This is a genomic window from Rivularia sp. UHCC 0363 (genome assembly GCF_034931125.1).
Taxonomy (GTDB): Bacteria; Cyanobacteriota; Cyanobacteriia; order Cyanobacteriales; family Nostocaceae; genus Rivularia.
Genome location: NZ_JAYGHM010000070.1, coordinates 1 through 9,950, shown reverse-complemented (window position 1 = coordinate 9,950; position 9,950 = coordinate 1). Strand labels below are relative to the sequence as shown.

Genomic DNA, 9,950 nt, shown 5'->3' with positions numbered 1-9,950 from the left:
CCCAACTCTCAATCCAAAATCTAAAACTTGTGCTGAGCTTGCCGAAGTATCTAAAATCCAAAATCCAATGAGACCTTATCATAATATTGAAATTGTTGAATGTGGCGAACGTTTTATCGAAATCCCTTTGCAAGATTTTGCGGTGGAATCTCCTCATCCTTATGAGAAATTAGGCGCACCTTATGGAGAACATTCTCCTTATTTTGCTCGTGAAAGTGTTGTCAATTATTTGTTCGAGGCTCAAAAATATCTACAACAAATACGTCCGGATTGGCGTATCCAAATTTTTGATGCTTATCGTCCTGTAGCGGTGCAAAAGTTTATGGTTAACTATACTTTTTCGCAAGCTGTTAGGGAAAAAGGATTGAGAGAGTTAACTTTATCAGAAGCACAAAAACAAAGTATTTGGGAAGAAGTTTATAAAATTTGGGCTGAACCCAGTTTGAATAAAAAAACACCACCTCCCCACTCTACTGGTGCTGCTGTAGATGTAACTTTGGTTGATGAAATGGGACAAATCGTGCATATGGGTTCGTCAATTGATGAGCTTTCCGAGCGATCGCTTCCCGATTATTATATTGATATTCAAATTGAACAAGCACCACGCTATCACGCTAACCGTTTGTTATTAAAAGATGTGATGGAAAAGGCTGGATTTACACGCAATCCTAAAGAATGGTGGCATTTTTCATTTGGCGATCAAATGTGGGCTTGGTTGAAGAATGAAGCGAATTTGGATAATAAGTGTATCGCTTGTTATGGAAGGTTGTTTTAGTTGGTTATTAGTAAATATGATTGGCTACACAAACAAAGTCCGCCTGCACGGACTGGATTATCATCTAGTGTAAATATAATTCAACTTGCTCGCTTGTATTAAAGAGTAATAACATTTCTTTATAAAGATGCGCTAAATTGAGCAACGCGCAGGTGGGCTTCGTTGGGTTAGCCCCACTCTTCTAGAGTGAGGGCGATTAAGCGTAGCCTAATACACAATTTGTATAAGATGCTTGTCCTTACGGATACGTTGCACTAGCCCACTACTTACAATTTTACTAATTATCCAGGATTTCTATAGTTAAGCTGATGTGCAGCTAAATTGTATAACAGGAAAACCTGAAAATATTGTAGTGCGGTAGCGCAGCGTGTCCGTAAGGACATGCATCTTGCTCGCTAGTATTATACAAATTAAATGCGTAACAGCTTAGTAGATAAAGGTGAATATAACTACTATCAACTAACAACTATCAACTTTGCGATAACCGTTTTACTTCTTCACCCCCTAAAATCCGATCTGCTTCTGCAAGGATACCGGGAATTCTATCGGCATAAGGACTATTTTGCAAGCACGATCGCAAGTCTAATTGATCGATTTGATTGGCTTTATTACCGGGAAACCAATGTCCCCCGCTTCCTAAAAGGTTATAGCGCATTTTTGCATATTCTTTCATGTTGTAGGCAACAGTCAAATTCCGCAACCACAAGACTATTGGAATATTTACGTTTCCTGGTGTTTCTTCGTGCTTGGGTAAGCCGACGTGCCAATTTTTCGCCCAATCTTCTCCTAAAGTGGCGATCACCTCTTGCTCTAATCTAGTTAAAATTGGCGGTAATATTTCTGAAGCTCGATCTAATAAATTAATGGTTTTCAAATGTTCGTCAAAGTCCGTTGGTTTCGCTGCACCTAATGATAAAGTGTGTACTTGAGGATGACTCAAACAAAATAAGTCATTAAATACCATCGGTGATAAAGGAGCGCAAAGCTTAACTAACTTCTCTGGTGGATCGTAAAGTTTACCACCTTTATCGGAAGGACTGATGATAAATACTCCCATATCGCGATCGGTAGCAGCTTCTATTGCAGCCCAATTATCTTGATTAATGTAATACCAATGCAGGTTAACATAATCAAATTGATTAGTATTAATTGCTTCGACAATAATATCCGTTGGTCCGTGTGTAGAAAAGCCAATAAATCTAATTTTCCCTTGGGCTTGAAACTTTCTGGCAATATCTAAACAACCACCGGGACGCATCGTATTTTCTAAAGTTTCGGCATTGTTAATACCGTGAATTCCTAATAAATCAATATAGTCTAAACGCAGATTTTTGAAAGATTGTTCTAAAGTCTTTTCAAATTGTTTTGCATCTGCCTTTGGACCTACTTTAGTTTGGATTATTAATTGATCGCGAGGAAATTTAGGTAGGATTTTCCCTAACTGCATCTCAGAAGTACCGTAATCGCGAGCAGTTTCAATATGGTTGATACCGATTTCTAAAGATTTTTCAATTGTTGCTTCCAAATTTTCCTGATTTTTGTGAGGAATCTCTTTTTGGGGGACATCTTGCCATTTGTATTGATATCGCATCCCACCGCAGGAGAAAACAGGCATTTGTAATTCGGTGCGTCCAAATCGTCTGTATAGCATTAGGAAATTTAGAATTTAGGAATAGTAACTAAAATTAATATTAACTAGTATAGATGGGGATTTACGTATAGAACCCGGATTTCTGATTAGATAGTTGGCGCTTTGTTACCGCTGCTACACAAGCAAAACCCCTCCGGGTAAGGCTAACGCCTAGCTCCGCTAACACCACTCCCCTCAACGGTCGTGTTCCTCAGCACGGGGGTGGATTCACCGCCTGCGCGGGTTTATTATGGTTCCCAGATCGAGCCTGGGAGCTAGGATTTAGAGGCTCTGCCTCCGGTTCTTATCAAGACTAGTACTCCACCACATTAAATATGATGGATAAGACATTGGTAGTGCGACCATCTTGGTCGCTCGTTACAACCAGCGTCGCACTACCAGACACCAGATTATATCCCTTCAAGATAGTATGGCGTTAGCGAAGCCATGCCGAAGGCTTATCGCCAAAATTTCGTTATTAGATATTGGCTCTATTCGCAAGTTATTAACCATATCTAAACATAACTTACTGTCTTTAGCTGACAAGTTGACAGCAGATAATTTGCAGCATTTATATCCTCTCAACATAGATTCCCACACAGAGACTAACACAGTTCATATAACTTTATATATTCTTTTGATAACAAAGTTGGAAAACCGTAGCCATTGTTACAGAATTGATTGTAAGATAGAGGAAAGCAAAAATAATCTTACTAAATATTGATTAAATATAAGGAGTACATATGAATATCCAAGAAAAAGCGCGTGCGTTAATGCAAGGTCATTATCAAACAATTAAAAATCGTCAGCAATCAATGCTCGGACGTGTGGGAGAGCAACTTGGTCTTCCTGAAGAAACGTCTCGCTATTGGAACCCAACTCAAGGAAAGATAACCCCCGCTGGGTGGATGAGCTATGACACCAGCTGTGCGACGATGAGCTAAAGCCCTGACGGGAGTTAGGAGTTAGGAGTGAGGAGTTAAGAGTTAATAATTAAGAATTTTCTCCCCATCATCTCACCCCTCATCCTCTCCAAGAGCCAAAAAAAGCCACCTTTAGACGGGTGGCTTAATTTATGATTTTTAATCATTTGGAATTGATCAAAGCCCCCCTTTCCAAGGGGGGTTGGGGGGATCTAAATTCGTAGAGTGCTAGTTTTCTTGTTTCCCAAATTAACAATCGTAATAAAGCGAAAATTCGTAAGGATGAGGACGTAAACGCATGGGGTTGACTTCGGTGTCTAACTTGTAAGAAATCCAGTTTTCTATGAAGTCTTGGGTGAATACTCCACCTTCGATTAAGAAATCGTGGTCTTTTTCAAGAGCTTCTAAAGCTAAATCTAGAGAACCTGGTGTAGAAGGAACTTTAGCTAGTTCTTCTGGAGAAAGTTCGTAGATGTTCTTATCTAAAGGCTCACCGGGATGGATTTTATTTTTAATGCCATCTAAACCAGCACAAAGCATCGCAGCAAAGGCTAGATAGGGGTTACAAGTTGCATCGGGACAACGGAATTCCAAACGCTTAGCTTTGGGGTTGTCGCCAGCCAGAGGAATACGCACGGAAGCGGAACGGTTTCCTTGGGAGTAAGCCAAGTTTACTGGTGCTTCGTAACCGGGTACCAATCGCTTGTAAGAGTTGGTGCTGGGGTTAGTCAATGCCAAAAGTGCTGGTGCGTGCTTGAGAATTCCACCAATGTAGTGAAGTCCCATTTCGCTCATTCCTGCATAACTATCGCCTGCAAACAAAGGCTTGCCGTCTCTCCAGATAGATTGATGGGTGTGCATACCGGAGCCGTTATCTTGGAATACGGGCTTGGGCATGAAGGTAACTGATTTACCGTATTTCTTAGCTACGTTCTTGATTACGTACTTGTAAGTCATCAACCAATCGGCTGCTTCAACTAGCTTACCAAAACGGAAACCCAATTCGCACTGACCACCTGTAGCAACTTCGTGGTGATGCTTTTCAATGGGAACGCCGCATTCTAACATGGTCAGCAGCATTTCCGTCCGCATATCTTGCGAGGTGTCAGTTGGAGCAACGGGGAAGTAACCCGATTTATAATTTGGCTTGTAACCGAGGTTGGGACCTTCATCTTTACCGGAATTCCAACGCCCTTCTACAGAATCTACGTAGTAGTAGCCTGAGTTCTGGGTTTGGTCAAAGCGAACATCGTCAAAGATGAAAAATTCCGCTTCTGGACCGAAATATGCCGTATCACCGACACCGGATGCTACTAAATAATCAATTGCTTTCTGAGCAATTACCCGAGGACAGCGATCGTACCATTCACCCGTGCGGGGTTCTTTAATACTACATACAATACTGAGGGTGGGTTCTTGCATGAAAGGGTCGATCCAAGCAGTATTTGGATCTAACACCATTGACATATCTGACTCGTTAATGGCTTTCCAACCCCTGATGCTGGAACCGTCGAATGGTACACCCTCGGTGAAGGAACTTTCATCGATCTGGTCTTGGAACATTGTTAAATGCTGCCAAATCCCTGGCATATCGATGAATTTCAGATCGATCATCTGAATTTTATTGTCTTGAATCATTTTCAAGACTTCTTGTGGGGTTGTCATGGTTACTCCTTATTTGCCGATACGCAATGGATTAAAACTGAAATCTTCAAAAACTGTTGACCCTTCTGTTGCTGAAACCACTTGTTGACACACCTGGAATATCCTAAATAGAGGGAAGACCAAAAAGAGTATCATTTGTTACAGAAAGTCTATTCTAAAGGTCATGTTAACCTTTTAATAAATCATCTACACAAAAATAAAAGTTCATCTTCTGAGGGTCAACTTTGGCATAAAATCCTTAAGTAGTATGGATTGCTTTTGTGCCAGTTTTTGGTTAAGTTACCACAAAATAGGTTTTTGATGGAATATTAGCCAAATTAATATCAAATCGTAGCCATTAAAATGATTGGGGGATAATAAAAATGCAAGATGCCGTAACAAATTTAATTAAGAATTATGACGTGAGCGGTCGGTATTTCGATAGAAATGCAGTAGATTCGCTTAAATCTTATTTTGAAAGCGGTACCCAAAGAGTACAAGCTGCTGCTGCAATTAATTCCAATGCAGCTTTCATCGTCAAAGAATCTGCTGTTAAGTTATTTGAAGACCAGCCAGAATTGATTCGTCCCGGTGGAAACGCTTATACAACTCGTCGTTATGCGGCTTGTCTGCGGGATATGGATTATTACTTGCGCTATGCAACTTATGCTTTAGTTGCTGGCAGCATGGACGTGTTGGACGAGCGAGTATTGCAAGGATTACGCGAAACTTACAACTCTTTAGGAGTGCCGATCGCTCCTACAGTTGCCGGTATCCAAATCATGAAAGATATGGTCAAAGAGCAAGTTGCATCTGCGGGTATTGACGATACCAGCTTTGTAGACGAACCTTTTGACTATATGACTAGAGAGTTGAGCGAAACGGACATTTAATTATGATGGGGAGACAAGGAGAGAGGGTGTTGGGATAAATTCCTAACTCCTAACTCCTAACTCCTAACTCCTAACTTTCAACACCCCAATGACTAAACAAAGACTTGATGTTTTATTAGTAGAACTCGGTTTATCTTCGTCTCGTCAGCAAGCGCAACGGTTGATTCAAGCTGGTGAGGTACAAGTTGATAATCAGTTGGTGGATAAAGCGGGAACGTCTGTTGATGTAGCTGCGGAAATTAAGGTTAAGCAAAAGTCGCGTTTTGTTTCTCGTGGTGGGGAAAAGTTAGTTAAGGCTTTGGATAGTTTTTCTATTCCTGTAAAAGGACGTGTTTGTCTGGATGGCGGGATTTCTACTGGTGGATTTACTGATTGTTTGCTACAAGCGGGTGCTAAATTAGTTTACGGTATTGATGTCGGTTACGGACAAGTTGATTGGCGTTTGCGAAATGATGCGCGGGTGGTTTTACGTGAACGTACTAATTTACGGCATTTGACTCCGGAGGATTTGTATGGAGTCGAGGAGGGAGGGGGAAGAGGGGGAGATGGGGAGATGGGGAGAGGGGGAGATGAGGAAAAAGAATTTCCTGATTTGGCTGTGGTAGATGTATCGTTTATTTCTTTAACTAAAATTTTGCCTGCGCTGTGGCAACTTTTACAATCTCCTCGCGAAGCTTTGTTGTTAGTAAAACCACAGTTTGAAGTTGGAAAAAACAAAGTTGGAAAGAAAGGGGTTGTGCGTAACCCGAATGACCAAGCTGATGCAATTTTTCAAGTTTTGCAAACTGCTATAGAGTTAGGATGGTTTTACAAAGGTTTAACTTGGTCGCCTATTACTGGTCCTGCTGGAAATATCGAGTATCTCTTATGGTTGGGATGTGAAAGTGATACTATACAGCTTGATTTAGCGGCTATTAAGCAAATAACTTCTGATGCTATTGCTAGTTTGAAGCAAAGTTAAATTAGATATCTTACATCTGATATTAGTAATGTTTGTAAATGGCGATCGCTAGACATAGTTACAGTTATGAAAGAAATAATAGACAAAATAAAACAAAATATAACGCAAAAAAGCATAATGTGGGCTTATCCAATTGCACTCAAACTACAAAAATATCACTATAGTTTGGCAATCGAATGGGCAGTAGAATGCATAGAAATATATTAATCTGAATTTAAATCGGACAAACTCTCCAAGCTTAATAAACATATTCTGCAAGCAATGGAGAAGCAAAATGTTTTGACTTCTTTACAGTGTCTTGAGATTAGTCAAAAAACATGGTATATCCCTGGAAGGGAAGAAATCCAAACTGCCATAGCTCGACTGTGGGGTTCTATCTCAGCTTTTAAAGATGGAGAAGAGCATGGTGGAATAATGGAAGCTATATCGGCTGTTGAATTATTATTACCTGATACATCCAATCGTCGTCTATTAGATCGATACCTAGAAGCTGCTGTCAGAATTTATGAAGAATACGAATCACTTCCACTAAGCCTATGAGTAATTTTAGCTATCATCCGTAGGGTTTAATGCTGCACTAATTTCGCGGATAACGCTATCAAAAAACTTATAACATTTCTGCATAAAGATGCGCTTAATTCAGCCCACGCAGGTGGGCTTTGTTTGAGTAGCCCCACCATAGCCAGAGTGAGGGTGATTTAGCTTCTAACTTCTAACTCCTAACTTCTAACTCTTTTAAGGACACACCACAAGATAAAATAATATTTATGCTTACTAAGTTTCCAAAATTTCTTCCTGCTGGGGTTGAGCAATTAACGGAACCTGGTTCAATTGCTCTTGCTAAAATCCTACAGCAAACACCTCTGACAACTCCCTTAAGCGAACAGCCAATTAATACAACTTACGTGCATCAAGGTAATGGTGGTACGCCGTTTTTACTTATACACGGTTTTGATAGTTCGGTGTTGGAATACCGTCGTTTGTTACCATTACTAGCAGCACAAAATGAAACTTGGGCTGTTGATTTATTAGGTTTTGGCTTTAGCGATCGAGTTGCGGGGATAAACAGCCCCAATGAAATTAAAACCCATCTTTATTGTTTTTGGAAAAGCTTAATTAATCAACCTGTAATATTAGTCGGTGCTTCAATGGGAGGAGCAGCAGCGATTGATTTTACTTTGGCTTATCCAGAAGTAGTTAAAAAATTGGTATTAATTGATAGTGCTGGTTTGACGGGTAGTTCACCTGTAAGTAAATTGATGTTTCCACCGTTAGATTATTTCGCAACAGAATTTTTGAAAAATCGTAAAGTACGTCAAAGCATCAGCCGCACAGCTTATAAAAATAAACAATTAGCAACTCAAGATGCTTTATTTTGTGGTGCGTTACATTTAGAAATGCCTAACTGGAGTCAAGCTTTAATTACTTTTACAAAAAGTGGCGGTTATCAAGCCTTTAAAGCAAAGCAACTAGAAGAAATTAAGCAAGAAACACTGATACTGTGGGGAGATGAAGATAAAATATTAGGTACTAAGGATGCCCAAAAATTTGAACGGGCAATTCCTCATAGTACACTAACTTGGATTAAATATAGCGGACACGTTCCCCATTTAGAACAGCCAGAAGTTACGGCACAGGAAATTTTAGATTTTAGATTTTAGATTTTTGTTAGGTCATTGTTAATTGTTAATTGATTAATCCAACAACCACATCGGAGCGGAATTATCAGAATCTTGGGGTTGATGTTCGGGTAATGGCCCAGTTGGACGAGAGTAACTTTTTCTATAGGATAATGTGGATGAGTAATCTTTCTTGGGTTGAACTATAGCAGATTGATTGGGAACTCGTTGTTTAGCAGCAGGTTGTTTGGAAGCTGGTTGTCTGGAAGCCGGTTGCATCTCAGCAATTTTCTGGGCTGCGTTCATTTCTGCTGTCAGTTTGGTATTTGCTTCTGCTAACTGTAAAGCATCTTTTTTCGCTGCATAAAGTTCTACGGTGAGCTTTTCTGCCAATTCATCTTTCTCTTTTAAAGTTAACTGTAACTCTCCAATTAGCTTCTCTAAGCTTTTTTCGTTTTCACGCGCTGTTTTTAATTCTTGTTTTAATCCTTCGAGAGTATCTTGTAAATCTCCAATTTTTTTAGCTTCTTCTACTTCTTTTTGCAACTGCTTGGATAATTTATCCTGTTTAGCAATTGTAGATTCAAATTCTTTAGCTTGCTGACGTAAAGTTTCTTCGTTTTTTTTAGTTTTGTTTAAAGTTTCTTGCAATTCTTTGACAGTAGCTTCTAAATCAATATCAGAAGCGGTGTTTTCTTTGTTCACTTCTTTTACCTCCGATGCAGGGACATCAATCGTTGATTTACCTTGAGTAGTTTTGTTTGATTCTTCTTGGATTAAATCTGAAAGATTTTTTTTAGCCATTATTTCCTCCAATCACGCTGTAATTCATCAGCCACACGACGATAGTCAGACTCCGCTTCCCGTGCGTTTTTCCCTCGCCATTGAGTAATCGCAACACCCTCAAGCGCCGCTCTTTCATGGGCTTTGTAAATACGAATAAACGCATTACAAGCGGGAATTCCCAACTGTAAAAGAGTATTTTGAGCTTCGATCGCTTCTCTCAAACTTCGCGTATCCACTTTTGTTAACAGCACTCGATGGGGAGTACCCGCAGGAGTGACTGCTTCTTTGACCGTTTCAATCAAAGCGGCTAAATCCATTGGTGCTGGGGGTGTTGGCAAAACCAAATAATCTGCATTTGTGATTACTGCTGCTAATGCTTGAGAATGCAGCGCTGGGGGCGTATCGACTACTACTAAATCGTAACCTTTTATAGAACGTAAACTACTTAATAATTTGGGATTTGTCTCTTGAGATAAATCGAAGCCCATCCCCGAATCACTCCTAGAGAACCACCAACTAGCCGAACCTTGGACATCCGCATCTACCAAAAGTACCTTTTTTTTCTCCGCGAAAGATGCAGCAAGATTAATTGAGGTAGTGGTTTTACCAACTCCTCCCTTACCGTTGAGGATAGCTATAATTTTTGGCATCTATCCTTTACCCCCAATGCTCATATCACAAAATATACCGCGTTTTGGGGACAAGCGGAGAGGGAGTTA

The 9,950-nt window shown here is 40.1% G+C and carries 10 protein-coding genes; 6 read left to right on the top strand and 4 right to left on the bottom strand.

All coding sequences use genetic code 11. The features are described from left to right. The first annotated feature begins 67 nt into the window (after positions 1 to 67). Positions 68 to 775 carry a M15 family metallopeptidase gene (locus VB797_RS28420; protein ID WP_323241155.1) on the top strand — a complete coding sequence of 236 codons (708 nt, stop codon included), beginning with the start codon at positions 68 to 70 and terminating at the stop codon, positions 773 to 775. Between the two features lie 469 nt (positions 776 to 1,244). On the opposite strand, the gene VB797_RS28415 is transcribed toward VB797_RS28420, so the two are convergent. Then, complete coding sequence (locus tag VB797_RS28415) at positions 1,245 to 2,426, bottom strand: aldo/keto reductase (RefSeq protein ID WP_323241124.1); 1,182 nt, start codon at positions 2,424 to 2,426, stop codon at positions 1,245 to 1,247. Positions 2,427 to 3,148: 722 nt separating this feature from the next. Here VB797_RS28415 and VB797_RS28410 point away from each other — a divergent pair. Beyond that, a complete protein-coding gene (locus VB797_RS28410) occupies positions 3,149 to 3,349 on the top strand; it encodes a hypothetical protein (RefSeq protein WP_323241123.1) in 201 nt (66 codons plus the stop codon). Positions 3,350 to 3,577: 228 nt separating this feature from the next. Here VB797_RS28410 and glnA read toward each other — a convergent pair whose 3' ends face one another. Beyond that, on the bottom strand, positions 3,578 to 4,993 hold the full coding sequence (glnA, locus tag VB797_RS28405) for a type I glutamate--ammonia ligase (protein ID WP_323241122.1): 1,416 nt from the start codon (positions 4,991 to 4,993) through the stop codon (positions 3,578 to 3,580). Between the two features lie 362 nt (positions 4,994 to 5,355). Between glnA and apcB the strand changes: the two genes are divergently transcribed. From apcB to VB797_RS28385, 4 genes are all read left to right on the top strand, one after another. Next, positions 5,356 to 5,865: an allophycocyanin subunit beta gene (apcB, locus tag VB797_RS28400; protein ID WP_323241121.1), complete on the top strand. Its 510-nt coding sequence runs from the start codon at positions 5,356 to 5,358 to the stop codon at positions 5,863 to 5,865. Positions 5,866 to 5,953: 88 nt separating this feature from the next. After that, positions 5,954 to 6,826: a TlyA family RNA methyltransferase gene (locus VB797_RS28395; RefSeq protein ID WP_323241120.1), complete on the top strand. Its 873-nt coding sequence runs from the start codon at positions 5,954 to 5,956 to the stop codon at positions 6,824 to 6,826. A gap of 261 nt (positions 6,827 to 7,087) precedes the next feature. Beyond that, entirely contained in the window at positions 7,088 to 7,366 is a 279-nt protein-coding gene (locus VB797_RS28390; protein WP_323241119.1) for a hypothetical protein, read from the top strand. Between the two features lie 227 nt (positions 7,367 to 7,593). After that, complete coding sequence (locus VB797_RS28385) at positions 7,594 to 8,487, top strand: alpha/beta hydrolase (RefSeq protein WP_323241118.1); 894 nt, start codon at positions 7,594 to 7,596, stop codon at positions 8,485 to 8,487. A gap of 33 nt (positions 8,488 to 8,520) precedes the next feature. Here the strand turns inward: VB797_RS28385 and VB797_RS28380 are convergent, their stop codons facing one another. Beyond that, the gene (locus tag VB797_RS28380) at positions 8,521 to 9,249 is read right to left on the bottom strand and encodes a hypothetical protein (RefSeq protein WP_323241117.1); all 729 of its coding nucleotides are present in this window, start codon (positions 9,247 to 9,249) and stop codon (positions 8,521 to 8,523) included. Continuing rightward, entirely contained in the window at positions 9,249 to 9,881 is a 633-nt protein-coding gene (locus VB797_RS28375) for a ParA family protein (RefSeq protein ID WP_323241116.1), read from the bottom strand. The genes VB797_RS28380 and VB797_RS28375 overlap by 1 nt, the downstream gene beginning before the upstream one ends. Positions 9,882 to 9,950 lie beyond the last annotated feature (69 nt).